Here is a 25,564-nt window from a genome sequence, read left to right on the forward strand (position 1 = left end):
CCTTCACTGCACCGGATGGGTGACGGTGACGAGCTTGGTCCCGTCGGGGAAGGTCGCCTCGACCTGCACCTGGGCGAGCATCTCCGGCACGCCCTCCATGACATCGTCGCGACCGAGCACATAGCGCCCGCCCTCCATGAGATCGGAGACGGACTGGCCGTCGCGCGCACCCTCGAGGAGGTAGGAGGTGATCAGCGCGGTCGCCTCGGGGAGATTGAGCTTGAGCCCGCGCTCCTTGCGCTCGAGGGCGAGCTTCCCGGCGAGATGGACCAGGAGTCGTTCCTGTTCGTAGACGCTCAGGAACATCGGACCTCCAGCTGCTCGGGACTCCAGGCAGCCATCATGACCCTCCGAGCGGAGCCGGTCAATTGCGCGGACCTGGGGAGATGGGAATGAGCGCCGATACGCACAGCGCGCCCCCACCGGGTGGTGGGGGCGCGCTGGAGGTGCGGGGTGGTGCGAGGGCGGTGAGGTCAGTCGACGACGCCGAAGAGGCGGTCGCCCGCGTCGCCGAGGCCCGGCACGATGTAGCCGTTCTCGTCGAGCTTCTCGTCGATGGCGGCGGTGACGATGGTGAGGTCGATCGAAGGGTCGATCGCCGCTTCCATCGCCTTCAGCCCCTCGGGGGCGCACAGCAGGGTCACGCAGGTGATGTCGCGGGCGCCGCGCTCGTGGAGGTACTCGCAGGCGGCGATGAGGGTGTGGCCGGTGGCGAGCATCGGGTCCAGCACGAAGCACTGGCGGCCGGAGAGGTCATCGGGCAGGCGGTTCGCGTAGGTGCTGACCTCGAGGGTCTCGTCATTGCGCACCATGCCGAGGAAGCCCACCTCGGCGGTGGGCAGCAGGCGGGTCAGGCCGTCGAGCATGCCGAGGCCGGCGCGCAGGATCGGCACCACCATCGGCTTGGGGTTGGTGAGCCGGGTGCCGGTCATCGTGGTCACCGGGGTTTCGATCTCCGCCGGTGCGACGGCGACGTTGCGGGTCGCCTCGTAGGCCAGCAGGGTCACCAGCTCATCGGCGAGCTGCCGGAACACGGAGGAGTGGGTGGCGCGATTGCGCAGCACCGACAGCTTGTGGGCGACAAGGGGGTGGTCGATCTCGAGAACGCGCATGGGGCGAATCTACCGGAGGGCCGCAGCGCCCACACCCGTTCCGCCGCCCCGGATCGGGTGAGTCAGGCCTCCTCGAGGCTGTCGGGGAAGAAATCTTCCACGTGGTCCGGGCAGCACTGACGATCGCAGTGAGGTTGCATGCCACCTTCCCGCACGGCGGAAGCAGCGAGCCCTGGACATCCCGCAGTGACAGGGGTGCCCAGGGCGCGGTCGTACCGAGATACTGGTGCGATGACTCCTGCCTACCTCTACTACACGGCCACCACCCTCGATGGGTTCCTCGCCGATGAGCACGACGGCCTCGACTGGCTGCTCTCGCAGCCTCTCGCGCAGGGGGGCCTGCTGGACTATGACGCCTTCTACGCCCGCGTGGGCGCGCTGGTGATGGGACGCAGCACCTATCAGTGGATCCTGGACCATCCCGCCGAGCAGTTCGCGGACACCGCCGGGTGGCCCTACGACAGGCCGACCTTCGTCTTCTCCCATCATGATCTCGAACCCGCCGCGGAGACTGTCAGCATCGTCACGGGCAGCCCGCAGGAGCATCACGAGCAGATCGCGGCCGCCGCGCGGAGCAGTGCAGCGAAGACCGGCGCGGCGGGGGGCGGTGCGGTGTGGATCGTCGGCGGGGGAGGCCTGGCCGCCGAGTTCGCGCGTGCCGGGCTGCTCGACGAGGTGCTGGTCTCGATCGCCCCGGTGACCCTCGGGTCCGGAAAGCCGCTGCTGGACGGCGGCTTCGACCTGGAGCTGCTCGAGCACGGCACGAACGGCCCCTTCCTCGAGGCCCGCTATCGTCTCGTCGGCCCGCGAGCATGACCTCATGACCGATGACGAGCTGATGGGCCTGGCGATCGACGAGGCACGGGCGGCCGCCGCTCGCGAGCCGGCCGACGTACCGATCGGTGCGGTCGTCGTCGGCCCCGACGGCGCGGTGCTCGCCACCGCCGGCAACCGCCGCGAGGCCGACGAGGACCCGACGGCCCACGCCGAGATCCTCGCCCTGCGCGCCGCCGCCCGCGCGACCGGCCGCTGGAACCTCACCGGCGTCACCCTCGCCGTCACGCTCGAGCCGTGCACGATGTGCGCGGGGGCGATCGTGCTGGCCCGGGTGCAGCGGGTCGTCGTCGGGGCGATGGACCCGAAGGCCGGGGCGGCTGGGTCCCTCTACGACCTGGTGCGCGAGCCGCGCCTGAACCACCGCGTCGAGCTCACCACCGGGGTGCGCGGCCAGGAGTGCGGGGATCTGCTGCGAGATTTCTTCCGCTCGAGACGGAAGCAGTCCGCACGAGACCGGGTTGACCCGATCGGCTGACCTGGGTGACCAGACCCCGCATGGCTGGTCAGGTGCGGCGTGGTACGACTCCATGAGCACAGCGGCGACGGCGTGGGAGATCGCGACCACGGGGCCTCGGCAGGGTCCAGACGGACGCGAGCGCCGTCCAACCTGTGAACTCCAAGTCTCGCCATTTGAACGCCGCCACTACACTGGCGCCGATGTCGAGCAGGTCGAGGAGCAGTCATGAACGCACGCGTGTCGTCGTCGGCCGTCGTCGCCGAAGGGGTCTCGAAGGTCTTCTTCTCCGGGCAGGACCCGGTATGGGCGCTCGAGGACTTCTCACTGACCCTTGAGCCGGGATCCTTCACCTGCATCGTCGGCCCCTCCGGCTGCGGCAAGTCCACCTTCCTGCGGATCCTCGGAGGGCTCGAGGAGCGCACCGTCGGGACGGTGACGATGCCCGACGCCGGCCAGCAGATCCCGGCGGCCTTCGTGTTCCAGGAGCACGGTGTCTTCCCGTGGATGACGGTGCTGGACAACATCGCGTTCGGCCTGCGGATGAGCGGCAGGAAGAAGATGGAGCGCGAGCGGATCGCGCGCGACTGGATCTCTCGAGTGCGGTTGGACGACTTCGCCGACGCCTACCCCCACCAGCTCTCCGGCGGCATGCGCCAGCGGGTCGCGATCGCCCGCGCCTTCGCCACCGGCTCCCCGCTGCTGCTGATGGACGAGCCGCTCGGCGCGCTCGACGCCCAGACCCGCATGCTCATGCAGGAGGAGCTCATCGCCCTGTGGGAGCAGGAGCGCAAAACGGTCCTCATGGTCACCCACGACATCGACGAGGCGATCATCCTCTCGGACCGGGTGATCGTGATGTCCGGCCGGCCCGGCACCCTGCGCGAGGACATCACCGTCCCCTTCGAACGCCCACGCTCCTTCGACATCGAGCGCACCCCCGAGTTCAGCGAGCTGCGCTCCCGCATATGGAACCTGCTGCGCGAGGATGCGCGCACCGCCGAGGAGACCGTATGAGCACCACCGAGACCCCCGCGAGCCGCGATCGCGAGCAGCGCACCCTCGTCGCCGCCACCGCCCAGCGCTCCCGAGACCGCTCCCTGGCCACCCGTGACCTGGTGCTCTCGATCAGCACCCCGATCCTGCTGCTGGTGCTGTGGGAGCTCAGCGCCCGCTACCAGATCATCGACCCGCGCTTCTTCCCGCCGCCCACGCGGATCGTCTCCGCCGGCTACGAGATGATCCTCGACGGCGAGCTGTGGATGCACACCGCCCCCACCCTGATGCGCCTGTTCGTGGGTGGTGGCCTCGGCGCGATCAGCGGCATCGTGGTGGGCCTGCTGATGGGCTCCTCACGCGCCCTGAATGCCGCGCTCGGCCCGCTGTTCTCGGCGCTGTACCCGCTGCCGAAGATCGCGATCTTCCCGATCCTGCTGATGATCTTCGGCCCCACCGAGACGCCGAAGATCATCGCGGTCTTCATCACCACCTTCTTCATCATGCAGATCAACACCGTCGCCGGGGTCTGGGCGATCGACCGCAAGCTGCTCGAAGCGGGCACCGCCTACGGCGCCAAGGGCTTCGACCGCTTCCGCTTCGTCGTCCTGCCGGGCGCGATGCCCTTCGTGTTCTCCGGCCTGAAGACGGCCACCGGCACCGCCGTGGTCGTGGTCACCGCCGTCGAGTTCACGGGTGCGACCACCACCGGCCTCGGCTACCTGATCTGGAACTCCTGGCAGCTGTTCATCCCCGAGAAGCTGTACGTGGGACTGGTGGTCATCGGCGTCATCGGCGCGATCGTCACCACGCTGCTGAGCCGTTCGGAGAAGCTGCTGCTGCCCTGGCGCCGAGAGCGCTGAGCCGCTCGCCAGCAGAACCTCCGCCGAAGACCTTCCCCAAGAACCTCCGCCAAGAACTAGAGCTTCGCACCAGAAGCTCCTCCCCACCCGAAGACCCCTGCATAGGAGCACGTCATGCGTCGTCGTACCCTTCTCTCCCTCGCCTCCGCGACCGCGATGGGAGGAGCCCTGGCCGCCTGCGGCTCCGCCGTCACCGGCGAGGATCCCGCCACCGGCGGCGGCGAGTCCGGCTCCGGCACCGTGCGCGTGGGCCACCTGCCCTCAGCCCTGTTCGCCCCGCTGTACGTCGCGGACTCGATGGGCTACTTCGAGGAAGAGGGCATCACCCTGGAGCTGACCCCGCTGAAGTCGGGCCAGGACGGCATTCCGATGCTCTCGAACAACCAGCTGGACGTGATGGTGGCAGGCGTCAGCGCCGGCATGTTCAATGCGCTCGAGCAGGGCCTCGCGTTCAAGGTCGTCGGCTCGATGGGCATCTCTCCGGGCGACCCCGAGAACTCGCCCACCGCCCTCGAGGTCCGGCAGGACCTCATCGACGATGGCTCGGTCACCTCCGTCGCGGACCTCAAGGGCCGCACCATTGGTGTGGCCGGCGGCCCCGGCGCGACCGGCGGCTACCTGCTCGCGGCGATGCTCGAGGAGGGCGGGCTGACCCTGGCCGACGTGGAGATCTCCAACCTCTCCACCCCCGACCAGGAGCCCGCCATCACCAACGGATCGATCGACGCGGCGACCCCCTCGGCGCCCTTCTCCACCTCGATGGAGGAGGCGGGCGTCGCGTCCCCGATCGCGGTCCCCGCGCAGGGCACCACCGGCACCGGCGTGATCTTCTCGGAGACCTTCGTGGCCGCGGAGCTCGCCCAGGGCTTCTTCACCGCGCTGACCCGCGGTGCGCAGGAGCTCTCGGAGGATGGCGTCCAAACCGATGAGGTCTACCAGATCCTCGCCGACACCCTCGGCCAGGAGATCGACGTGCTCAAGGCCTCGCCGATGTACACCTACCTGCCGGACCTCGCGCCGCAGCCCGATCAGCTCGAGGCGATGCAGGCCGCCTGGATCCAGGCGGAGCAGATCACCTACACCGAGCCGCTGGACGTGGCCGGGTTCGTGGATGCGAGCTTCGCGGAGGGCGCGAGCGCCTGATCCCGACGCTGTCGACCGTTGCGCAGTGGGCGTTCTGGGCGCTCAGAACGCCCACTGCGCAACGGTCGGCTGTCTCGCCGGAAAGGACGAACCTCAGATCCAGCCCTGGCGGCGGGCGATCGCGACCGCCTCGTGCCGGTTCGCGGCCTGCAGCTTCGCCTGCGCGCTGGAGAGGTAGTTGCGCACGGTGCCCTCGGCCAGATGCGCGCGGCGGGCGATCTGCTCGATCGCCGCGCCATCTGCGGCGAACTCGAGCACGTCCGCCTCGCGCGGGGTGAGAGGCGAGTCGCCGGAGGAGATCGTCTCCGCCGCGAGCTCGGGGTCGATCACTCGGCGCCCGGCGGCGACCGAGCGCACCGCCCGGGCCAGCTGATCGGCCGAGGTGGTCTTCGGCAGGAATCCCAGCACGCCCTGGGCCAGGGCACGCTTCAGATAGCCGGGCCGGGCGTGCGAGGTGAGGATCAGGCAGCGCGTGGCGGGGGAGACCTCGCCGATCCGGCTGGCCAGCTCGAGGCCGTCACCGTCGGGCAGCTGCAGGTCCAGCACGGCGACATCCGGCTGCTCCGCCTGCGCCAGGCGCACACCGTCCGCGACCGTCGCCGCCTCTCCGCGCACGTCGAGGTCGTCCTCGAGGGAGAGCATCGTGGCGAGCGCTGAACGGATCAGGTTCTCGTCATCGACGAGGATCACGCGCAGCGCGGCGGCAGCGGGACCGGAGTGCGCAGACGTGGCAGCAGATGCAGCAGGGACGGGGTCGGGGATCATCGGGTGCCTCCTGCGGCATCGAAGCGGACGTCGAGGGTGAAGGTGCCGCGCTCGCGGTGGATGCTCAGCGCGGAGTCGGTGCCGAGGCGCTCACGCATCCCGGTCAGCCCGCTGCCCTCGTGGACGTCGTCGTCGCCCGGGGCGCCGTCGTTGACCAGCGTGACACCGCCGGAGGTGAGGGTGATCGTCACGACGGAAGGGCTCGCGTGGCGCAGGATGTTGGTGCCGCCCTCACGCAGCACCCAGGCGGCGGTGCCTGCGTGCGGTGCTGGGATGTCGTCCGCCTCGCCGTGGATCGTGACCTCAGCATGAGCTGAGCGCAGCAGCGAGGCGGTGCCGCGCAGCTCGGTGGCCAGATCCGCCTCACGGTAGCCGCGCACCAGGCCGCGGATCTCGGCCAGCGAGGTGCGGGCGATCTGGGCGACCTCGCGACTGTGCTCCACCGCGCGGGGATCCTCCCGCTCGGTGAGCTGCGCGACCAGCTCGGCCTTCACCGCGATCACGGACAGGTCCCGACCGGAGACGTCGTGCAGATCGCGGGCGAAGCGCAGGCGCTCCTCGGCGACGGCCAGCTGGGCCTGCGCCTGGCGGGCGTCATCGAGCTCGCGCACCATCGCCGCCAGCCACAGCGAGAGCCGAGTGGTGAGCACAGCCGCCACCATGAGGATTCCGGTGGGGAGGCTCGCCGGGAGGGAGCCCATCAGAAGCGCCGCCACCGCTGTGAACCCCAGGGTGAGGACGAGGCCGAACTCCCAACGCCACCGGATCGTCGCCGTGGTGACCAGCGCGGACAGCGAGAGGATCAACAGGCGGGGATCTCCGCCGCCGAGCAGCGTGGTCCCGGCGATCAGCGCCGACGGGGCTGCGGCGGCCACCAACGACAGGTCGGAGGGGAGGGTCCCCACCTGACGGATGCCCCAGCGGTCCCGGGCGGTGGAGGCGTCGGCGGCGGCCCATGCCTCCATGGCGCGCCAGGCGGACCAGGCGGCGAGCGCGATCTGCCCGCACAGCGCCGCGGCGCTCAGCGGGGCGGCGGCGAAGGCGGCTGGGATCCGCAGGTCCAGGAACAGGGCGATACCCAGCGGGAGCAGCACCACCACCCCGACGACGGTCCAGGCCGTGTAGGCGTAGAACACGCTCCACTGGCGGCCGACGGTCGACTCCATGTCATTCCTCTCGCGGCCACCTTTCAGAAGGGCGGCCAGGTCGGGAGCCTATCGGCTCGAATCCGCTCAGACGATCGTGGCGAGGAACAGGCTGCCGAAGAGGCCGAACGCGATGCCCCAGGCGATGATCGAGATGCCCATCCACAGGTAGACCCGGCCGCGGCTCGCTCCGAGCGCCACCAGGGTCGGTGCCGTGATCTGGGAGGCGACCAGCAGCGGTCCCAGCAGGCTGACCCCCGGCACCCCGTACTTGTCCAGCGCGGCGGCGATCTTCGCGCGGAACCGCGAGGGCTTCACCCCGCGCTCCGCCTCGATGCCCGGCCCCACCTCGACACCGGGCCCCGCCTCGATCCCGCCCCTGCGGCGACTCCTGCCGTCGGTGACAGCGTCGCGGGCCCTGCCGGACAGGGCGATCACGGCGAAGGTGGAGATCAGGTTCCCGGCCACAGCGGCGGGGATCGCGATCGCCGGAGGGATGCCGAGGGCGGCACCGAGGAAGCTGCCGAAGTAGCTCTCGATGAACGGGATCGCGCCGGCGGGCACGAGGGCGAGCACCTGCTGCCACGGCTCGAGGCCGGAGACGAGGGTGTGGAGCTGGGAGAGGAGGTCCTGGAACAAGAGATGTCCTTGTCTGGTGCCGCAGCGGCGGCGTGGTGTGGTGTGGCGTGGAGGGGGAGAGGCGCAGTGGGGGGGGGGGGGAGCGGGCTCAGCCGCGCGGCTCCCAGCGGAAGTGCTCGCGCACGATCAGGGCGCCGACAAGGGTCCAGGCGAGCAGGATCCCGGTCTGTCCGGCCAGGAGCATCCACGCATCGGCGCCGGCCATGGCGGCTCCGTCGGCGTCGATGCCCAGCCAGCCCAGGCGCACCAGCTCGGTGATGGGGGCGGACGGGAGGAAGGTGATCAGCCGGGCCGCCCAGTCGGGCAGGAGCTCGACGGGCAGGATGCCGCCGGCACCGATCATCAGGACCAGCATCGCGGGCAGCGAGGTGATCTGCGCGGATTCGACGGTGCGGGTGATGTTCGCGGTGACCAGGGCCAGCGGGACCAGCATGAGTGCGCCGAGACCCAGGCCGAGGACGAGCACCAGAGGGTTCTGGGGGAGCGGGAGATCCAGCAGCGGGATCGCGAGCGCCGTGGTGAGGACGATCATCACTGCGGCGAGCAGCAGTGCCGGGGTGGCCGTCGCGGCGAGCACCGTCGCGTCGGAGGCCTCGCCGGTGCGCAGGCGCTTCAGCACCAGGTCCTGGCGGCGGGCGACGTAGGACGAGAGCAGGTTGTAGTAGACGACGAACAGCAGCACGATCACGAACATCGTGCCGAGCACGCTGGCCAGGGCGGCCCCGGAGGCACCGTTCTGCGCGAGCGGCAGGAAGAAGAACGGCAGCGCGAGCGGCAGCAGGATGGCGGTGCCGAGCTGCATGCGATTGCGTCGCAGGAGGGAGAGCTCCGCGGCGGCGAGCCCCAGCAGGCGAGGAATGCGGCGGGGGCGCACGGGGGAGGCGGAGTGCGGGGAGCTGGTGAGGGGAGCGGACGCGAGGGCGGGTGAGGCAGTCATGATCATCCTTCGAGGGTGTGGGTGGAGCTGGCGATCTCGAGGAACACCGATTCGAGGCTGGCGGCGCGGGCATCGAGCCCGGTGAGTTCGACGCCCGCGCCGCGTGCCCAGGTGAGCAGGGTGTGGAGGTCTTCGTTCAGGGAGGTGGTGGACACCTCGAGGTGACCCTCGGGGCTGCGCAAGGCTTCACCGTGCACGGCGGGAAGCGCGGGGGCGCTCGCCGGGAGCGTGGCGCGGATCCGGGCGGCGTGCCCGGCGACGACGTCGGCGACCGTGCCCTCGCGCGCGATGCGTCCGCGGTGCATGATCGCGAGCCGGTCGGCGAGGGTCTCTGCTTCATCGAGGTAGTGCGTGGTCAGCACGATCGTGGTGCCGCGCGCCTTGAGGGAGGCGATGAGCTCCCAGGCCCGGGCCCGCGATTCCGGGTCCAGCCCGGTGGTGGGCTCGTCGAGGAACAGCAGCTCCGGGTCGCCGGCGATCGCGGCGGCGAGGTCCAGACGGCGCACCTCGCCGCCGGACAGGGAGGAGATGCGGGTGCCGGCCCGGTCCGTCAGGTCGACGTCGGCCAGCACGTCCAGCACGGGGCGCGGGGTGCTCAGCGTCCTGCTCCACATGGTCAGCGCCTCGAGGGCGGTGAGGTCTGCGGGGAAGCCACCGGTCTGCAGCATGAGCCCCTGGCGGGGGCGTACGGCGCGCCGTTCACGGTAGGGGTCGTGACCGAATACGCTCACCGTGCCGGAGGTGGGTCGGGCCAGGCCCTCGAGCACCTCGAGCGTGGAGGTCTTCCCGGCGCCGTTCGTGCCCAGCAGGCCGAACAGCTCGCCGCGGCGAAGGGTGAGGTCCACACCATCGACGGCCAGGTAGGAGTCCCTGCCCCGCCCATATCGACGGCTGAGGCCGCGTGCCTCCAGCACGACGTCGGCGGCGGGATCGGCGGTCGGAGCGATGGCGGCGGGAGCGATGGACGCCTGGTCGGTGAGGCCGGGGCCCGACGGGGGGCCGACGGGGATGGGGTTCTGATCGAGGGTCGTCATCTCAGCGCCCTCCCGTCAGATCAGCGGCGTAGCCACGGGTGCGGAAGCCGACCACCAGTCGGACCCCCATGAAGAGGCCGACGACGGCGAACATGACGGCGGTGACGAGGGCCTCGGGCTGGAGCACCAGGACGATGAGCCCGACCAGAGCCAGGTTCGCGAACAGGGCGAGCAGCTCGCGGCCGAGGGTCGCGGAGGGGGTGAAGGCCATGAGGTCCATCAGGACGGATCGCTCGGAGGAGCGACCTGCGGAGCGGTCGGCGGGAGGTGTGGAGGGAGGGTCGGTGCGGTGTGTCGATGTCATGCCCCCACTCTCCCCAGAACCGGCTCCGGCCAGTAGGGCGCCACCTCACCGCCTGGAGTGGGAACGTCATGGCCCACCCATGAGAAATGTCAGACGAGGCTTCAGGAGGTCTCTACAGAGCCCCGGGCGTGACCTCCTCCACACACGGACCTGCAGGTCTGTGACGTTTGTTTCGCCATATGACGGGATGCTTCAGTGCATCCGGTCGCGGGTGCTGTACTGCCCTGGTGATAACTCTCGACAGCCTCACGAAGGTCTTCCCCGCACCCGGCGGCGGAGACCCCGTCGTCGCGCTCGACGGGATCGACCTCCACCTCGAGCCGGGCCGGGTGCACGGCATCGTCGGCCGCTCCGGCGCTGGCAAGTCCACCCTCATCCGCTGCCTCACCGGACTGGAGAAGCCCAGTACCGGGCGCGTCGAGGTGGACGGCACAGACATCGCCGCGCTCGAGGGCAAGGCGCTGCGCGCCGCTCGCCGCAACATCGGCATGGTCTTCCAGCACGCGAACCTGCTGGACTCCCGCACCGCCGCCCAGAACATCGCCCACCCGCTCGAGATCGCCGGTGTGCCGCGCGCCCAGCGGGAGAAGCGAGTCGCCGAGCTGGTCGAGCTGGTGGGCCTCACCGGTCGCGAGCACAACCATCCCGCGCAGCTCTCCGGCGGGCAGATCCAGCGCGTAGGCATCGCCCGCGGCCTCGCCGCAGAGCCGAAGGTGCTGCTGTGCGACGAGCCCACCAGCGCGCTCGACGGCTCCACCACCCGCCAGATCCTGCGCCTGATCAGCGACCTGCGCGAGCGCCTCGGCATCACCGTCGTGATCATCACCCACGAGATGGGGGTGGTGCGCGAGGTCTGCGACACCGTCACCCTGCTCCAGGACGGCCGTATCACCCAGACCGGTGACCTGCTCGACGTCGCCGCAGATCCCCACGGACCGCTGAGCGCCGAGCTGATCCCGCTGCCCCCGGCCCCCACGGGCATCGACGCGCTGGTGGTGAACTGCGACTACGGGAATTCCGAGCGCTTCCACACCACCGACGACCTGATCAAGCTCGCCGAGACCTATGACGCCGAGGCGACGCTCGTCGCCGGCACCATCGAGACCATCGGCGGCCGCCAGGTGGGCCGCGTGCAGCTCGCGCTGCGCAACCGCTCGGGCGCTGCGATCAGCGCCGAAGGCCTCGCCGCCTTCCTCGCCGAGCTCGAGGCGGCCGGCGTGGTCGCGACGGAGGTGACCGCATGATCGAGATCCTGCAGGAGTGGCTGTCCAACCCGCTGCTCACGCGCTGGGAGGGCGGCCCCTGGCAGGCCACCCTGGTCACCCTCTACATGACCGTGGTGACGATGCTGCTCACCGTGCTGCTGGGCCTGCCGCTCGGCATCGCCCTGTTCGAGACTGAAGGATCCAGCTCGCCGCTGGTGCGCACGGTCAACCAGGTCGTCGGCTTCGTGGTCAACGTGCTCCGCTCCTTCCCGTTCTTCATCCTGATCATCGCGCTGATCCCGGTCACCGCGGCGATCACCGGACGCTCAACCGGCCCGAACGCGGCGATGATCGCCCTGACCATCGCTGCGGTGCCCTTCGCCGCGAGGCTGTTCGAGCTGAACCTGCGGGAGATCCCCGCCGGGAAGATCGAGGCGGTGCGGATGATGGGCGCCAGCCGCTGGCAGGTGATCCGTCAGGTGCTGGTCCCCGAGGCGCTGCCCGGCATCATCGGCTCGATCACCACCACCACGATCGCCGTCATCGGTTACACCGCGATGGCCGGCTCCGTGAACTCGGGCGGGCTCGGTCAGCTGGCGTACAACCGCGGCTACACCGGCTATCAGACCGAGATGATCGTCATCACCGTCATCCTGCTGATCACCATCGTGATCCTGGTGCAGCTGCTCGGCTCCCGCCTCGCCCGCGCGGTCGATCACCGCGCCCGCACCGTCTGAGCGTCTCTGCACCGTCTGCACTGCACCCTCTGAACTCCAGCCCATCACCTGAACCCCACCCCACCGTCCCTTGGAGGACCCCGCCATGAGCATCATCTCCCGCCGTACCCTGTTCGCCTCCGGCGCCGGCCTGGCCGCCCTCACCCTCGCCGCCTGCGGCGGGGAGGAGGAGGCGCCGCTGACGAGGAAGGATGATGGCGTAACCACGATCCGGATCGCCGCCACCCCGTTGCCCCACATGGAGATCCTGAACTTCGTCAAGGACAACCTCGCCGCCGACGCCGGGCTCGACCTGGACCTCCAGGAGCAGACCGAGTACCCGATCCCGAACCGGCTGCTCAGCGAGGGTGAGGTGGATGCGAACTTCTTCCAGCACCTGCCCTACCTCGAGACCGAGATCGCGGAGAACGGCTACGAGCTGACCCCCTTCAAGGGCGTGCACATCGAGCCGCTGGGCATTTTCTCCGAGTCGCTCACCAGCCTCGACGAGATCGAGGAGGGCGCCGCCGTCGGCGTCCCGAACGACCCCACCAACCGTGGCCGTGCGCTCGCGCTGCTCGCCGCCGAGGGTCTGCTGGCACTCATGGACGGGATCGAGCCCACCGAGGCGACGATCGACAACATCGCCGAGAACCCCAAGCAGCTCAAGTTCACCGAGGTCGACGCGGCGCTCCTGCCCCGCACCCTCGGCGACTACGCGATCGCCGTGATCAACGGTAACTACGCCCTCGAGGCGGATCTCAGCCCGGCCGAGGACGCCCTCGTCCTCGAGTCCGGTGAGGACAACCCCTACGCGAACATGCTCGTGGTCCGCACCGCGGACGTCGAGAACGAGGCGCTCAAGAAGCTCGACGAGCTGCTCCACTCCGAGGACGTGCGCGCGTTCATCGAGGAGACCTACTCCGGCGCCGTGATCCCCGCGTTCTGAGCCGGCCCTCCGAGCGCGGATTCCCGAGCAGGCCGTTCGAGGCCGCAGTCCGAGCTCGCAGTCCGAGCCAACGAGGGGACGGCCGCTAACCTGAGGAGATGACCTCCCAGGATCTGCCCCGTCCCCTCACCGGCCGTCGCGCCCTGATCACCGGCGCCAGCCGCGGGATCGGTGCGGACATCGCCCGCGCCTTCGCGGCCGCGGGCGCTGACCTCGTGCTCAGCGCCCGCGACGCGTCCTCGCTCGAGGAACCGGCCCGTCGCCTCGCCGCGGAGCACGGGGTGCGCACCGCAGTGCTCGCCGCGGACCTCGCGGATCCGGACGTCCCCGACCGGCTCTGGGCCGAGGCGTCGGCCCTCATGGAGGGCCTGGATGTGCTGGTCAACAATGCTGGCCTCTCCCATCCGGAGACGGTCCAGACCCTGGATACCGCGCACTTCGACGAGACCCTGCGGGTGAACCTGCGAGCCCCCGCACTGCTCGCCGCCCGCGCCGGGGCGGCGATGGCGGCCTCCGGCGGCGGCGCGATCCTCACCATCGCCTCCGCCGCCGCACTGCGCCCCCTGGCGGAGCACTACGCCTACTCGACCGCCAAAGCCGGCCTGGTCATGGCCACCCGCACCCTCGCCCTCGAGCTCGGCGAGCACGGGGTGCGCGCGAACTCGATCTGCCCCACCGTGGTGCTCACCGACATGGGCCAGACGGTCTGGGGCGAGCAGCCCGCCAAAGCCGCTCCGATGCTTGCACGCATCCCGCTCTCCCGCTTCGCGCAGCCCCGCGAGGTCTCCGACGTCGCCGTCTGGCTCGCCTCGGACGCCGCCTCGATGATCAACGGCGCCGAGATCCCGGTGGACGGCGGATACCTGGTCAGCTGATCCGCGCGGCCGCCCCGAGCTGATCCAGCAGCCAGGCGAGCTCGTCAGCCCGCTGCTCCCACTTGCGGTAGCGACCCGAGCGGCCACCATGCCCGGCGACCATCTCGCAGCGGAACAGGATCGGCCGCTCGGCCTGGTCGGAGGTGACCGTTTCGCGCAGGCGCGCCACCCACTTCGCCGGCTCGTTGAAGAACACGCGAGTGTCGTTCAGCGAGGTGGAGGCGAAGATCGCCGGGTACTGGACCGCGGTGATGTTCTCGTAGGGGGTGTACTCCTTCATGTACTCGTACACCGCCGGATCGTGCAGCGGGTCGCCCCACTCCTCCCACTCGCCCACGGTCAGCGGCAGCGAGGGATCCAGGATCGTGGTCAGCGCATCCACGAAGGGCACGCCCGCGATGACCGCGCGGAACTGCTCCGGGGCGAGGTTCGCGATGCCGCCCATGAGCAGCCCGCCCGCGCTGCGCCCCTCGGCGGAGAGCCGGCCGGCGGCGACCAGGCCCGAGTCGGTGAGGTGCTTCGCGGCGGCCACGAAGTCGCTGAAGGAGTTCTTCTTCTCGAGCAGCTTGCCGTGCTCGTACCAGTCGCGGCCCATCTCGCCGCCGCCGCGCACATGCGCGATCGCGATGATGACTCCGCGGTCCAGCAGCGAGAGCCGGGTGGGGACGAACGACGGGTCGATCGAGACCTCGTAGGAGCCGTAGCCGTAGAGATAGCCCGGGGCGGTGCCGTCGGCGGGGACGTCCCGCCGCGCGACCACGCTGAGCGGGATCGCAGTGCCGTCCTCGGCCGTCGCCCACTCGCGGCGCTCGACGTAGAGCGAGGGGTCGTAGCGGGGCACCGGGGTGACGCGGAGGACGCTGCTCTCCCCGCTGGCCAGGTCCCGTTCGGCGATCGTGGTCGGGGTGAGCATGCTGGTGAGCTGATAGCGCACCGTGCGCTGGTCCCAGTTCGGGTTCGAGTCCAGCTCGACGGTGTCCAGCTCCCCGCCGTGGCTGATGTCGGTGGCCTCGGCGACCAGCAGCGTGCCGTCGGCAGCGCGGGGGATCAGGCGCACGCTCGCGAGCCCGCCGCTGCGCAGCTCGAGCGCGACGAAGCTCGCGAAGGCCTCGACCGCGAGCAGTCGTTCGCCGTCGGCCGCGACCACGAGGTCCTCCCAGCGATCCGGTGCGTCCAGCGGAGCCTGGGCGAGCGCGAAGCCGCGATGGCCATCGTTGTGGATGATCAGCAGCCGGTCGCCGGCGTGCTCGACGCCGTAGTCCACGCCCTCGCGGCGCCCACCTGCGGGCACGGGGACGGCGGTGGGGTCGGTGAGGTCCAGCAGCCAGGCTTCCGTGGTGGAGGTGGAGCCGGCCTGGATCACGAGGGTCGAGCCATCGCGCGAGCGATCGAAGCCGATCATGAATCGCTCATCAGGCTCCTCGATGACCAGCACGTCCTCGCTCGCGTCGGAGCCGATCTGGTGTCGCCAGATCTGATGCTGGCGCCAGGAGTCGTCCACCCGTGCGTAGAACAGCCACTGCTGATCGGCGGAGAAGGCGAGCCCGTAGCCGGCGCCCGTGACCGCCTCATCGATGATCTCCCCGGAGGTGAGGTCCTTGACCCGGAGGGTGAAGCGCTCATCGCCCGCGGTGTCGACCGCCGAGGCGTAGAGGGTGTGATCGGGGGACGGGGCCAGCCCGCCGAGGGAGTAGAACTCGGAGTCCGCGGCTTCGGCCTGCGCATCCAGCAGCATCTGCTCGCCGTCGAGCATCGCGCCCGGCTCGACCAGCGGCAGGGCGCCGGTATCGGCGACCCGCGTGAACTTCGGGTAGTCATCCCCGGCGGTGGTGCGGACGATGTACCACCAGTCGCCGCGGCGCACCGGCACGCTGAGGTCGGTCTCCTGGGTGTGCCCGATGAACTCTTCGACCAGCGTTGCGCGCAGTCCGTCCAGGTGGGCGGTGCGGGCGTCGGCGTAGGCGTTCTCGGCCTCGAGGTGGGTGATCACCTCGGGGTCGGTCTTGTCCCGCATCCACTCGTACGGATCCACCACGGTGTCGCCGTGGAAGGTCCGCTCGGTGGGCCGCTGGACGGGAACAGGGGCAGAGACGGGGGCGGTGGGGAGGTCCTTGGTCATTCCCCGAGGGTAACCGCGCCCAGCTGATCGAGGAGCCAGGCCACGCCCTCGACCCGGGGATCACCGGCGGAGCCCATGGTGGAGGTGGTGCGCAGCAGGATCGGGCGCTCCGTGAGGTCGGAGGTGACCCGCGCGCGCAGCTGTGCGATCCAGATCGCGGCGCAGGCGGTAGGGGTGTTCGTCCCCTCCATCGCGGTCCAGGCGAAGACCGCCGGGTACTCGGTCTCGCGGATGTTCTCCGCAGGGCTGTACCCGCGCTGGGAACGGTAGGTCGCCTCATCACCCGCCGGATCGCCCCACTCCGCCCATTCCTCGAGCGTGAGCATCACGTCGGTGTCCAGCAGTGTCTCCAACGGGTCCACCAGGGGGGTGCCCGCCAGCACCGCGCGGAAGCGCTTCGGGGCACGGTTCGCCGCGGCGCCCACCAGCAGGCCACCGGCGCCGGTGCCGACCGCGCCCAGCCTGCCCTCGGCCGCCCAACCGGTCGCGACGAGATGATCCGCGCACGCCACGAAGTCGTCGAAGGAGTTGGTCTTGCTCAGCCCTCGCCCCTGGCGGTGCCAGTTCGGACCCAGCTCGCCGCCGCCGCGCACGTGCGCGACCGCGATGACGACGCCGCGGTCCGCGATCGCCAGCGACTCGAGCTGCAGGATCGGGTCGACCGCAGTGCCATAGGCGCCGTCGCCGTAGAGCAGGCAGGGAGCGGTGCCATCGGCCGGGACGTCACGCCGCGCGAACAGCGAGATCGGCACCCGGGTGCCGTCGGCCGAGGTCGCCCACAGTCGGCGCTCGACGTACTGCATCGGGTCGTAGCCGGGGACCTCGACGCGGTGCAGTTCGGTGCTCCTGCCGGTCTCCAGATCGTGCTCGAGGATCGTGGGCGGGGTGAGGAAGCTGTCCAGCCGATAGCGCAGCGACCGCTGGTCCCAGTCCGGGGTGGGTTCCATGCGGACGGCGTCCAGCTCGCCGCGGCGTCCCACCACCTGCATGCTCAGGATGTCGAGCGAGCCCTCAGCGCAGCGCGGGAGGATCCGCACCTCGGGCAGCCCGTTCCACCGCACCTGCAGGGCGACGAATCCGGCGAAGGCTTCGACGGACTCGAAGTGCTCGCCGGCGCGGGCGGTCAGCAGCGCCGGCCCGCGCGGCGGCTCCCCGGTGGTGTCCAGAGACGTCTGACGGAGGACGCTGTGGCCGCTCCCGGGCTCCTCGGTGATCACCAGCAGCCGGTCCCCGGCATGCTCGACCACGAGATGTGCATCCCGGACCCGCCCGATCACCGAGAGCGGCGGGGCGCTGGGAGCGGCGAGATCAGCGAGCCACACCTCGCTGCCGGTCGGTGAGGAGGAGCGGATCAGCACTGCGGAGCCGTCTCGCGAGCGGGACATCGACAGATCTGCCCAATGATCCTCGTCCTCGACCAGCACCGTGTCCTCGGTGACCGAGGTGCCGATCCGGTGGCAGAGAACCTGATGGCGACGACCGAGGTCGTCGAGCCCGGTGTGCAGCAGGCTGCGGGAGTCGGCGGAGAACACGAGGTCGGGCCCGGCTCCGAGGATCGAGCGGTCGATCTCCTCGCCGGTCTCGGCGTCGGTGATGATGACCCGGCAGCCTCCCAGCGCGACCTCAGCCCGGGCGATCAGCCGATGGTCGGGGGAGATCGCGATGCCGATCGTCCCCACGCAGCCCTCGATCAGGATCTTCTCTCCGTCGAGAAGCCTGCCGGGGATGATCTCCGGGATACCGGCGGGGCCGCGCAGGGCGGCATGGTCCCGGACCCGCGAGAAGGTCGCGCCGTCGGCGGGATCCGCACGGTCGATGTACCACCAGCCATCCAGCAGCACGGGAGCGGAGAGCTCGAGGTGCGGCACCGGCTGTTCGGTGCGGGCAGTGAGCTCGAGGCGCAGCGCATCGAGGTGGGCGGTGCGCTGGTCCGTGTATGCGTTCTCGGCGGCGTAGTGGTCGATGACCTCGGGGGAGCGGGAGTCCCGGAGCCAGCGATAGGGGATCGGGGTGATGTCCCCGAACAAGGTGCGTTCGAGGTCCTGGGGGGCGGGACGGGGCGGTGCGAAGGAGGGTCTTTCCGAACGGATGGGAGCAGAGCTTGTCGGAGAGACGATGTGCTGAGTCATGGTGTGGCATTCCTCTCGGGGCGGCCGATTCGTCGACGTTCATTGCCCCACGACCGTGTCGGCCTCATGGATCGTGGTGTGGGAGGTCGGAAGCACCCTTTCGCGGCTCAGGGACCGCTGCAGCCGATGGCTCCTTCCCGGTGCTGCACCGTGCGGGGTCGACTGCGCGGAGATGTGGGGTGCATGATGGAGCCCACCTGCGCTGCGGAGGTGACTCGACGGTGAGTCACCGGGACTGCGTGGGGGGTCAGAGCGCTGCGACCGGTGGAACTGTGGGTGATCACTGGGCCAGCCTGGGAACTTCGCTGAGACCGGTCTGCACGTTGCATGGCGCGCTGATCTCCTGTTCGGCTCGGTGCTGAGACCCGGATGTGAGGTCAGTCATGAACGGTACGCGGACAGTTTTAGAGGTTGGCAAGAAATGTTGAACGGTCGTCCAGAAGTGCAGAAAGCCTTTGGCGACCAGCGGGTCTGTAGGGCGACGGCGACAGTGACCAGACGGCGAGCGAGGAGGCGGGATGGGCGAGGGTGAACGCTTCGCCTCCGCGCTGCGCGAGTCGATCGAGCAGAGCGGCCTGTCCCTGACCGCCATCTCCCAGCGGCTGCGCGCTCGCCATCGGCCAGTGAGCGTCGCGACCCTGAGCAACTGGCAGTCCGGACGCAGCCTGCCCGGCGGAGTGCAGTCGCTCGGAGTGGTCGCTGCGCTCGAAGAGCTGCTGGGCAAAGCGCCCGACGACCTCGCAGACCTGGTGGGTGCGCCGAGGCCGCGCGGACGATCCTTCCGTCCTGCCAGTTTCGTGGGCAGAACCGGGCGCCGCGAGGTGTTCCATCGTGCGCTCGACGAGCTGGGGTTCGATGCGCCCCAGCAGTACGCCCACGAACGGGTGTTCCAGCAGCACGTGGTCATCGATTCGTCTCGGGACGTGCAGCGGTTCGACTATCGGTTGACCGTGCGTGCGCTCGAGTCCGGGGTCTGCCGGCTCCCTGCAGTGCACCTGCTCGAACCCACTGAGCCGAACGTCGCCCCCGAGTTCATCCCTCTCGAGGGCTGCACGGTGGGCAGGCGGGTGGTGTGGCCCGAGCACCGGGCCTACGGCGTGGAGCTGAAGGTCGATGGTGTGCTCGACGCCGGTCAGGTGGCGACGCTCGCCTATCGCGTGGAGATGAAGGCGGCGGCCACCGACCTGACCTCGGCCATGTACAGCGTGCCCCGCCCGGCGAACGACGTGCTCCTCGAGGTCGAGTTCCGTGGCGACCGCAAACCGATCGGGTGCGAGCGCTATCGGCGCACGGATGCCGGGGAGTCGGTCACGTCGGTGCGGCTGGACCGTCGGGGACGGTTCCAGGTGAGCGATGCCCGCTTCGGTCCGGGTACCTTCGGGCTGCGCTGGGAGTGGGGAGACCTCGACGAGGACGAAGAGGGCGAGGACTCGTGCTGAAGGACTCGTGCTGAGGGTTCGAAGGGAGAGGTTCGTCCTGGCTGGGACTGGCCAGCCGCTCCGCTGGGGACTTTCGCATCTCGTCAGGACGCGAACGGCGGCGTACTCTGGGATGAATTGCCGCCCGGCCGCGCAGGGAGGTGTGGGTCATGGCTCTGACCGGTTCGAACATCGTGGTGGGGTACGACGACACCACGGCGGCGATGGCCGCCGTGCGCTGGGCCGCCGAGCTTGCGCAGAGCACCGGCTCGGGGGTGCGCCTTGTGCACGCCTGGTCCTGGCCGCTGCTCGGACAGGGCATGTCCGGGATCCCCGTGATCGATCCGGCAGGGCCCCGGAACCAGGCCAGCCGCCTGCTCGATGATGCCGCGCAGAAGATCATCGCGCAGTACCCGAAGGTTCCGGTCACCGCCGAACTGTTGGCGGGGATGCCGCGAGAAGTGCTCGAAGAGATCTCCGGCACCACGGATCTGCTGGTGGTGGGCACCCGAGGACTCGGAGCGGTGATGGGTGTGCTGCTGGGCTCGGTGAGCCGCGGCATCCTCCATGACGCCGGCTGTCCGGTGGTCGTGATCCGTTCAGATCAGTACCGGGCAGGTCCCGTGCTCGCCGCCTATGACGGCTCGGAAGCGGCGGGGGAGGCCATCGATGTGGCCGCGGATCTCGCTGCAGTCTGGGGCTCGGTGCTGCGTGTGATCCACGTCCAGGTCGGTGGCCACGGTGCCTATCGCAGCGGCGTGGAGGCCTGGAGTGCCGGCAGTCGCTCGCGGGGAATGCTCGATGAGGGCGCAGCACGGGCGGCCGCACGGCACGAGGGGCTGGAGGTCCAGGCGCGGATGCTCGAGGATCGCACCGTGGCCGAGGGGCTGCTGGCCGCGGCGGACGGCGCCCGGATGCTGGTCCTGGGCCATCGCGGGCTCAGTCGGGGCCGGGCCGGCTCGACCGCGCAGGCGACCGTGCTGCACGCGACCGGCAACGTCACGGTGGTCCGCAGGCCGACGAGCGAGTGATGTGACTCGCGTCCAGGGGCGGCGGGATTGAACGCATGGCGTCGCGGCGGTTAAGCTGTCCGACGGTAGCGTGTCCGAGCGGCCGAAGGTGCATCACTCGAAATGATGTGTGGTTCATAGCCACCGCGGGTTCAAATCCCGCCGCTACCGCCCCTGACCTGGAGATATGCCGGGTCGACGAAGGCCCCCGTCGGGATCCGACGGGGGCCTTCGTCGTGCGCGGGAAGCGAGGCCGACGGAGCGCCGGCGCGGTGCCTCGGCGGTCCTGGGACTCTCAGCTGCCCGGGGACTCTCAGCTGCCCTGGAACTCCTTGTCGAGATTCGTCTCCAGGAGGGTGGCGAGCGTCTCGAGGGACTCCTCGGCGCCTTCGCCCTCAGCGCGGAGCGTGACCTCGTCGCCGTGGTCGACGTTCAGCGTCAGCAGCATGAGGATGCTGGACGCCTTCACCGGTCCGGCATCCGCCGTCTCGATCGTGACAGCGACGGGCTGCTCGCTGGCGGACTGGGAGAAGATTGCCGCGGGGCGGGCATGGAGGCCGCTGGTGCTCGCGACCTTCACAGTACGTGCTGGCATCGGAACGCCTTTCTCGACGTGGAACGACCCTCAGCGTAACGCCGCTCACCCTCCGGCGGTGACTCGCCCACGGTGCGACTGCTGTTCACCGGAAACCGCCGACCACGCCAGGGGAGTCGTATCCCGACATCCCCGGCGGCATGGTCTGGTCGCTGGTGGGGCCCAGGGTTTCGCGGCCGACGTCGGTCAGCTCGAACCAGGCGATCATGTCGGCGCCCGGCGAGCGTCCTCCGATCGCTGTCCAGGTGGTGGCGATGTGCTCGATGACTTCCTGGAGCGACAGGTTCCAGGGAGTGAAACGACCCGCAGTCACGAAACCGGCCCGGATCTCCTCGCGGGCGATCAGCCGGGCCAGCAGCAGCGGCCCGCGTCGCTCGAACTCCGCATCGTCCAGAGCTCCTGCATTGGCCAGAACGGTCACCACATGCCCGGGATGCAGCCACTGTTCACGGCCCATCGCCAGCAGGCGCTCCTCGATACCGCTGCGAGGGGAGGCGGCGTGCTCGGCGAGGGCTGCGGGGGTGGCATGCATCGGCGGCCCCGCCAGGCGGGAGGTGAGCTCGCCTTTCTCGTCGGCCTGGAGCATCGCCCCGCGCGGTGCGTCGAGCTGCCAGCGAGGGACGGTGCTCAGGCTCAGCGGGCCCTGAGAGTTCTGCAGCGTCAGCGTCAGGAGCCCGTCGCCGAGCAGCTCCGCGTCATAGATCGTGGCGCCCACCAGGCGAGGATCCCGCAGGCCGACGGCGGCCGAGGGGTTGCTCTCCAGTGCGTCACCGTGCAGCGCCAGGCCGTCCAGCTGCTGGATCCGGGAGTGCAGTACCCAGCCTCTGGCCGTGATGGTCCAGGTGCCCCGGGAGGCGACCCGGGTGTGGATGACAGTCTGGCCGCGCAGCCTCTCCAGCAGCGGGTGGCTCCGCGGCTGGTGGCGTCCGGTCAGGTCGGACAGGAAGGAGCGCATGCCCCCATCCTGCCCCACGGACTGCTGTCTCGCCCCGCGACATCGGTGCAGGCCTCGGGGATCATCCCGGCGCTACTATGGCCAGATGTCCAGCACGAGCGACCGCGCCCCAGATCCCCGACCGGCACGGACCAGAGCCGCGATCTTCGCCGCAGCCAGAGACCTCACCTCCGTCGACGGCGAGGTGACCGTCAATGCCCTCGCGAAGCGCGCCGGAGTCAGCCGGGCCGCGTTCTACAGCCACTTCTCGGGGCTCGACGATCTGATGGGCGCCATGTTCCAGCAGATGTTCGATGCAGCGTGGGAGCGCGGGCGCGCATACGCCGCGGAGAAGCAGAGCCTGCAGGAGGCGGTGCAGTTCGGTTTCGGGATGTTCGTGGCCTACGTCGAACGGCACCACGCGTTCCTGCGCGGCGCGCTGGACTGGAAGTTCTCCCACAGGACCTACTTGATCCTGGCCGACACGATGACGAAGCTGCATGGGGAAGCCCTGACCCGCCTCGGAGATCGGGTGCCGGTGCGTCAGCGGACGGAGTCTGCTGGTCGCTCCATCGCGGGGTCGGAGCTGGCCTTCGCGGCGCAGTGGCTGGTGGAGACCGAGCAGCAGGCAGCGGCGGGAGAAGCGCTCGACGCCACCTCCCTGCTGGAGACGATCTTGATCTTCGTGCCCAGTTGGTACACCGGAATCGGCCCGGAGGACCCCATCGCCGCGGCGGAGCTGCTCGCGCTGTGCCGCACCGCGGCCGCAGACGAGGCCGCTGAAGGCTGAGGGCCGGGCGCCGTCGGACGGGGTCCCGAGGGCAGGACAATGAGGGCTGAGCGCCCGCTCAGCAGTCGCTGACCAGGCGCAGCAGCACCCTCGCACCGAAGCGCACCGCATCGACCGGCACCCGCTCGTCGACGCCGTGGAAGAGCGGGGCGAAGTCGAGATCGGCGGGCAGTTGGAGCGGGGCGAAGCCGTAGCCGATGATCCCCAGGGCACTCAGCGGCTTGTTGTCCGTGCCGGCGCTCAAGGCATAGGGGAGCACCCGGGATCCCGGATCCTCGGCCTGGATGGCGGCGGTCATCGCATCGACCAGCGGCCCCTCGCGCGGTGAGTCGACGGAGACGCCGACATGGTCGATGATCACCTCGACGTGCTCGCCGCTGAGCTCGTCCAGCAGCGCCAGCACCTCCTCCTGATGTCCGGGCAGGAAGCGGCAGTCGAAACCGGCCTCCGCCGTCTGCGGGATGACGTTGACCTTGTAGCCGCCGTCCAGCATGGTCAGGTTCGCGGAGTCGCGCAGGGTGCCGGAGACGAAGTGGCGTGCCCCGCCGGTCAGCGGCAGGAAGGACTCGATGTCCGCCTCGTCCCAGCCCTGGCCGGTGATCTCGGTGATCCCGTCGAACAGCGCACGCACGCTGGCGATGTATTCGACGGGGAAGTGATGGGCATCGATCGCGGTGATCGCGCGGGCCAGGCGCACGATGGCGTTCTCGTCGTTAGGGACGGAGCCGTGCCCGGCCCGCCCATGGGCGCGCAGCCGCCCCCAGGCCAGGCCCTTCTCTGCCGTCTGGACCAGGTAGGCGCGCACGTCCTGGCCGCTCTCCTGCTCGGGGAGGGTGATCGAGTAGCCGCCCACCTCGCTGATCGCCTCGGTCATGCCCTCGAACAGCTCGGGATGGTTCTCGACCAGCCACTGCGCGCCCCACACGCTGCCGTTCTCCTCGTCGGCGAAGAAGGCGAACATCAGGTCTCGGGGCGGGACCTGCCCCGTGCGGGCGAGGTGACGGGCGATCGCGAGGAGCATCCCCACCATGTCTTTCATGTCCACGGCGCCGCGGCCGTAGATCATGCCATCGATCAGCTCGGCGGCGAAGGGGTCCACAGACCAGTCCTCCGCCTTTGCGGGGACCACGTCGAGGTGGCCGTGGAGGATGAGACCGCCGCGCGAGCGATCCTCGCCCGGGATCGTCACCATCACGCTGGGGCGGCCGGGTGCAGATTCGAGGACGGTCGGCTCGAGCCCCACCTCGCGCAGCGCCGCGGCGACGTGCTCCGCCGCTTCGCTCTCTCCCTTGCCCCAGGTGGCGGGGTCGTTCCCGCCGAAGTTCGTGGTGTCGATGCGGATCAGCTCGCGGGTGAAGCGGACAGCCTCGTCCTGCAGCGTGATGAGCTCTTCAGCAGTGGGGGCGGCGATCGGCATGCCGGGGTCCTCCTGGGGTCGGGTGCCCTCACCGTACTCGGGGCCACCCGGACCTCGCGGAAGGGTTCAGGCCCGCGCTGCGTCGATCAGCGCTGCCATCTGGCTGGTCTCCTGTCGCTCGCAAGCTCGCAATACGTCGATCAGCGCTGCCATCTGGCTGGTCTTCTGTCGCTCGCAAGCTCGCAATACGTCGATCAGCCTTCGAGATGGGCGCGGTCGAACTGTTCAGCCTCAACCATCGACGTCCGTACGATGGAGACTTCACGCCCACTCCTCCAGGAGGTGCGCCCATGGTGCAGATCTTCACGTTCAGAGAACGGCTCGCCGCGCTTCCGGGCACGGTGCGCAAGCGCGCCGAGTCAGCGAGCGCCCGCGCGTCCTTGGTCGCCGACGCGAGGGCGGTGGCGCCCGAGATCCCCCGTGATGCGGATGCCGGCCATCTGGAGAGGGCCGCCCGTCGCCTGCTGCGCCGCGCAGCGCAGGATGAATTCGCCCGGGAGGGCATCTCGCGGCTGCGCCTGCCCGACGGGACCAGCAGGGTGGAGCTGCGCCAGGCCGATGTGCCCGGCGACGCCGCCTTCCACTCTTTCGTGGAAGATGTGCTGAGCGCCGTGGATATCGCCCCCAGCCCGCTCGAGCGTGATGACGCGGTGGAGCTGCGCGATGCGCGGGGCTCCTCCGATGACTACGGCCTCTCGCCCGAGGTCGCTTCCGATCTCGCGTCGTTCCTGCTGGGCAGGGCTTTCGCGCTGCAGGATGGCGGCGCTGCGCTCGAGGACTACCTCGATGAGCAGGCCGCACAGATCCGCGAGGACACGCGCACCGCGCTGGTGCGACAGGTGCGAGTGCCGCTCGAGCTGAAAGTCGCCCGAGATCGGCATGCCCGAGTCGAGAGCGGAGAGGTCGACGAGGACTTCGCCTCGCCATCCGGCGGCCCCGGGGACGAGCACGCCACCGCCGAGGAGCGCGCCGACTTCAGCCGACGAGCACGCTCAGCCTTCGAGTTCGCGCAGTCCGAGGCAGGACGCGCGGCCTTCGGGGTGCTCCGCTCGGGCGCGGAGCGTGCGGCGGGCAGGGCGTACGAGAGGTACGGCCACCGCGACACGACGGGCGGGCAGCGGAAGCCGCCGGAGGCTGGCCCGCGCACCCCGCCCTCGGTCTGAGTCACTGCTCGCCGG

At 70.1% G+C, this 25,564-nt stretch carries 26 protein-coding genes and 1 tRNA gene; 14 read left to right on the plus strand and 13 right to left on the minus strand.

Annotation, left to right across the window (positions count from 1 at the left end; translation table 11 throughout):
* Nucleotides 1-3: 3 nt before the first annotated feature.
* Nucleotides 4-306, minus strand: a complete 303-nt coding sequence (locus ABD893_RS13980) for an urease subunit gamma (RefSeq protein ID WP_345081474.1) — start codon at nt 304-306, stop codon at nt 4-6.
* A 167-nt stretch (nt 307-473) separates the two neighbouring features.
* Nucleotides 474-1,112, minus strand: a complete 639-nt coding sequence (gene upp / locus ABD893_RS13985; RefSeq protein ID WP_345081477.1) for a uracil phosphoribosyltransferase — start codon at nt 1,110-1,112, stop codon at nt 474-476.
* Nucleotides 1,113-1,343: 231 nt separating this feature from the next.
* Between upp and ABD893_RS13990 the strand changes: the two genes are divergently transcribed.
* From ABD893_RS13990 to ABD893_RS14010, 5 genes are all read left to right on the plus strand, one after another.
* Entirely contained in the window at nt 1,344-1,928 is a 585-nt protein-coding gene (locus ABD893_RS13990) for a dihydrofolate reductase family protein (protein WP_345081480.1), read from the plus strand.
* Between the two features lie 4 nt (nt 1,929-1,932).
* Entirely contained in the window at nt 1,933-2,424 is a 492-nt protein-coding gene (gene tadA / locus ABD893_RS13995) for a tRNA adenosine(34) deaminase TadA (RefSeq protein ID WP_345081483.1), read from the plus strand.
* 207 nt (nt 2,425-2,631) lie between these two features.
* Entirely contained in the window at nt 2,632-3,420 is a 789-nt protein-coding gene (locus ABD893_RS14000) for an ABC transporter ATP-binding protein (protein WP_345081486.1), read from the plus strand.
* Nucleotides 3,417-4,262 carry an ABC transporter permease gene (locus ABD893_RS14005; protein WP_345081489.1) on the plus strand — a complete coding sequence of 282 codons (846 nt, stop codon included), beginning with the start codon at nt 3,417-3,419 and terminating at the stop codon, nt 4,260-4,262. Before ABD893_RS14000 ends, ABD893_RS14005 begins: the two co-directional genes overlap by 4 nt.
* Before the next feature lie 114 nt (nt 4,263-4,376).
* Entirely contained in the window at nt 4,377-5,405 is a 1,029-nt protein-coding gene (locus ABD893_RS14010; RefSeq protein ID WP_345081492.1) for an ABC transporter substrate-binding protein, read from the plus strand.
* A 93-nt stretch (nt 5,406-5,498) separates the two neighbouring features.
* Here the strand turns inward: ABD893_RS14010 and ABD893_RS14015 are convergent, their stop codons facing one another.
* The 6 genes from ABD893_RS14015 to ABD893_RS14040 all read right to left on the minus strand — a co-directional run bounded on the left by ABD893_RS14015 (nt 5,499) and on the right by ABD893_RS14040 (nt 10,229).
* A complete protein-coding gene (locus tag ABD893_RS14015) occupies nt 5,499-6,170 on the minus strand; it encodes a response regulator (RefSeq protein ID WP_345081495.1) in 672 nt (223 codons plus the stop codon).
* A complete protein-coding gene (locus ABD893_RS14020; protein WP_345081498.1) occupies nt 6,167-7,336 on the minus strand; it encodes a sensor histidine kinase in 1,170 nt (389 codons plus the stop codon). Before ABD893_RS14020 ends, ABD893_RS14015 begins: the two co-directional genes overlap by 4 nt.
* 66 nt (nt 7,337-7,402) lie before the next feature.
* Entirely contained in the window at nt 7,403-7,954 is a 552-nt protein-coding gene (locus tag ABD893_RS14025; RefSeq protein ID WP_345081501.1) for a hypothetical protein, read from the minus strand.
* A gap of 88 nt (nt 7,955-8,042) precedes the next feature.
* Nucleotides 8,043-8,891 (minus strand): ABC transporter permease, encoded by an 849-nt coding sequence (locus ABD893_RS14030; protein ID WP_345081503.1) that lies wholly within the window; start codon nt 8,889-8,891, stop codon nt 8,043-8,045.
* A 2-nt stretch (nt 8,892-8,893) separates the two neighbouring features.
* Entirely contained in the window at nt 8,894-9,925 is a 1,032-nt protein-coding gene (locus ABD893_RS14035; protein WP_345081506.1) for an ABC transporter ATP-binding protein, read from the minus strand.
* A 1-nt stretch (nt 9,926) separates the two neighbouring features.
* A complete protein-coding gene (locus ABD893_RS14040; RefSeq protein WP_345081509.1) occupies nt 9,927-10,229 on the minus strand; it encodes a hypothetical protein in 303 nt (100 codons plus the stop codon).
* Nucleotides 10,230-10,456: 227 nt separating this feature from the next.
* Here ABD893_RS14040 and ABD893_RS14045 point away from each other — a divergent pair, with 227 nt between their 5' ends.
* The 4 genes from ABD893_RS14045 to ABD893_RS14060 all read left to right on the plus strand — a co-directional run bounded on the left by ABD893_RS14045 (nt 10,457) and on the right by ABD893_RS14060 (nt 13,974).
* The gene (locus ABD893_RS14045; RefSeq protein ID WP_345081512.1) at nt 10,457-11,473 is read left to right on the plus strand and encodes a methionine ABC transporter ATP-binding protein; all 1,017 of its coding nucleotides are present in this window, start codon (nt 10,457-10,459) and stop codon (nt 11,471-11,473) included.
* Nucleotides 11,470-12,171 carry a methionine ABC transporter permease gene (locus tag ABD893_RS14050; RefSeq protein WP_345081515.1) on the plus strand — a complete coding sequence of 234 codons (702 nt, stop codon included), beginning with the start codon at nt 11,470-11,472 and terminating at the stop codon, nt 12,169-12,171. The genes ABD893_RS14045 and ABD893_RS14050 overlap by 4 nt, the downstream gene beginning before the upstream one ends.
* Before the next feature lie 85 nt (nt 12,172-12,256).
* Nucleotides 12,257-13,099 carry a MetQ/NlpA family ABC transporter substrate-binding protein gene (locus ABD893_RS14055; RefSeq protein WP_345081518.1) on the plus strand — a complete coding sequence of 281 codons (843 nt, stop codon included), beginning with the start codon at nt 12,257-12,259 and terminating at the stop codon, nt 13,097-13,099.
* A 98-nt stretch (nt 13,100-13,197) separates the two neighbouring features.
* Nucleotides 13,198-13,974 carry an SDR family NAD(P)-dependent oxidoreductase gene (locus tag ABD893_RS14060; RefSeq protein WP_345081521.1) on the plus strand — a complete coding sequence of 259 codons (777 nt, stop codon included), beginning with the start codon at nt 13,198-13,200 and terminating at the stop codon, nt 13,972-13,974.
* Here ABD893_RS14060 and ABD893_RS14065 read toward each other — a convergent pair.
* Nucleotides 13,967-16,093 (minus strand): S9 family peptidase, encoded by a 2,127-nt coding sequence (locus tag ABD893_RS14065; protein ID WP_345081524.1) that lies wholly within the window; start codon nt 16,091-16,093, stop codon nt 13,967-13,969. The genes ABD893_RS14060 and ABD893_RS14065 overlap by 8 nt on opposite strands.
* Nucleotides 16,090-18,222 carry a prolyl oligopeptidase family serine peptidase gene (locus ABD893_RS14070; RefSeq protein WP_345081527.1) on the minus strand — a complete coding sequence of 711 codons (2,133 nt, stop codon included), beginning with the start codon at nt 18,220-18,222 and terminating at the stop codon, nt 16,090-16,092. Before ABD893_RS14070 ends, ABD893_RS14065 begins: the two co-directional genes overlap by 4 nt.
* 518 nt (nt 18,223-18,740) lie before the next feature.
* On the opposite strand from ABD893_RS14070, the gene ABD893_RS14075 reads away from it, so the two are divergent.
* The 3 genes from ABD893_RS14075 (at nt 18,741) to ABD893_RS14085 (ending at nt 20,821) form a co-directional block, all read left to right on the plus strand.
* Complete coding sequence (locus ABD893_RS14075) at nt 18,741-19,661, plus strand: helix-turn-helix domain-containing protein (protein WP_345081530.1); 921 nt, start codon at nt 18,741-18,743, stop codon at nt 19,659-19,661.
* 149 nt (nt 19,662-19,810) lie between these two features.
* Complete coding sequence (locus ABD893_RS14080) at nt 19,811-20,671, plus strand: universal stress protein (protein ID WP_345081533.1); 861 nt, start codon at nt 19,811-19,813, stop codon at nt 20,669-20,671.
* 64 nt (nt 20,672-20,735) lie between these two features.
* A tRNA-Ser gene (locus ABD893_RS14085) sits at nt 20,736-20,821 on the plus strand.
* A gap of 142 nt (nt 20,822-20,963) precedes the next feature.
* On the opposite strand, the gene ABD893_RS14090 is transcribed toward ABD893_RS14085, so the two are convergent.
* Nucleotides 20,964-21,245 (minus strand): HPr family phosphocarrier protein, encoded by a 282-nt coding sequence (locus ABD893_RS14090; protein ID WP_345081536.1) that lies wholly within the window; start codon nt 21,243-21,245, stop codon nt 20,964-20,966.
* Nucleotides 21,246-21,330: 85 nt separating this feature from the next.
* Nucleotides 21,331-22,200, minus strand: a complete 870-nt coding sequence (locus ABD893_RS14095) for a hypothetical protein (RefSeq protein ID WP_345081539.1) — start codon at nt 22,198-22,200, stop codon at nt 21,331-21,333.
* Nucleotides 22,201-22,285: 85 nt separating this feature from the next.
* Here ABD893_RS14095 and ABD893_RS14100 point away from each other — a divergent pair, with 85 nt between their 5' ends.
* Nucleotides 22,286-22,969 carry a TetR/AcrR family transcriptional regulator gene (locus tag ABD893_RS14100; protein ID WP_345081542.1) on the plus strand — a complete coding sequence of 228 codons (684 nt, stop codon included), beginning with the start codon at nt 22,286-22,288 and terminating at the stop codon, nt 22,967-22,969.
* 58 nt (nt 22,970-23,027) lie between these two features.
* Here ABD893_RS14100 and ABD893_RS14105 read toward each other — a convergent pair whose 3' ends face one another.
* Nucleotides 23,028-24,386 carry a M20/M25/M40 family metallo-hydrolase gene (locus ABD893_RS14105; RefSeq protein ID WP_345081545.1) on the minus strand — a complete coding sequence of 453 codons (1,359 nt, stop codon included), beginning with the start codon at nt 24,384-24,386 and terminating at the stop codon, nt 23,028-23,030.
* Nucleotides 24,387-24,676: 290 nt separating this feature from the next.
* Here ABD893_RS14105 and ABD893_RS14110 point away from each other — a divergent pair, with 290 nt between their 5' ends.
* Entirely contained in the window at nt 24,677-25,549 is an 873-nt protein-coding gene (locus ABD893_RS14110; protein WP_345081548.1) for a hypothetical protein, read from the plus strand.
* Nucleotides 25,550-25,564 lie beyond the last annotated feature (15 nt).

The sequence above is a fragment of the Brachybacterium paraconglomeratum genome, from assembly GCF_039541415.1.
GTDB lineage: Bacteria > Actinomycetota > Actinomycetes > Actinomycetales > Dermabacteraceae > Brachybacterium > Brachybacterium paraconglomeratum_A.